Source organism: Bradyrhizobium sp. 31Argb, assembly GCF_043638955.1.
Classification (GTDB): Bacteria; Pseudomonadota; Alphaproteobacteria; order Rhizobiales; family Xanthobacteraceae; genus Bradyrhizobium.
The window spans coordinates 1-671 of the sequence record NZ_JBEGDB010000680.1 but is presented as its reverse complement, the minus strand read 5'-3'; the positions used below and the strand labels follow the sequence as shown (position 1 = coordinate 671).

Annotated in this window: 1 protein-coding gene; it reads right to left on the bottom strand. The window is 61.5% G+C overall.

The genetic code is table 11. The features are described 5' to 3' along the window. Window positions 1-8: 8 nt before the first annotated feature. Window positions 9-671, bottom strand: a 663-nt coding sequence (locus AAFX91_RS42240) for an IS110 family transposase (protein WP_394570419.1), incomplete at its 5' end; no start/stop codon positions are given.

Sequence of the window (671 nt, the reverse complement as noted above, 5' to 3'; positions counted from 1 at the left end):
ATCCGTGCTCACGATCGTCTGAAATCTCTGCTCACGATCCCCTGAAATCCGTGCTCACGATCCCGCGAAACATGCAAGTTCTGCTTCGGCACTAGCCCAACCCAGGCCGAGAAGTCTCGTCCCGATCGGAAGGCTTTGGGATCCGCAATGCTGGCGACCAAAGCGGTTGCCAGCGCCGGCCCGATGCCGGGGATCGCGTCCAGCCGTTTGCTCGTCACGCTTGATCGATGCCAGGCGATGATGCGTCGGTCGAACTCCAGGATTTGGGCCTTCAGTGCGCGCAATTGACTGCCGAGAGCAGCAAGACAGGCACGGGCTACCTCGGGGAGCCGGTCGTCGGCTCTATCGGCAACGACTTCCAGCAGTTGCTCGACGCCCCTGCGCCCGACAGGGGCGACAATCCCGAACTCGGCCAGATAGGCGCGGATTGAATTGATCACGGCAGTCTGCTGGCGGATGAAGAGATGGCGCGCCCGGTGAAGCATTAGACAGCTCTGTTGCTCGACCGTCTTGGTCGGCACGAACCGCATGTTGGGCCTCGTGACCGCCTCGCAAATTGCCTCCGCGTCGGTGCTGTCGTTTTTCTGCCGCTTGAGTAGAGTCGAGGAGAGGCGCGGTGATGCGCTTGTTGCGCGTTCCGTTTCCTCTCCCCGCTCATCAAACCGGACGTG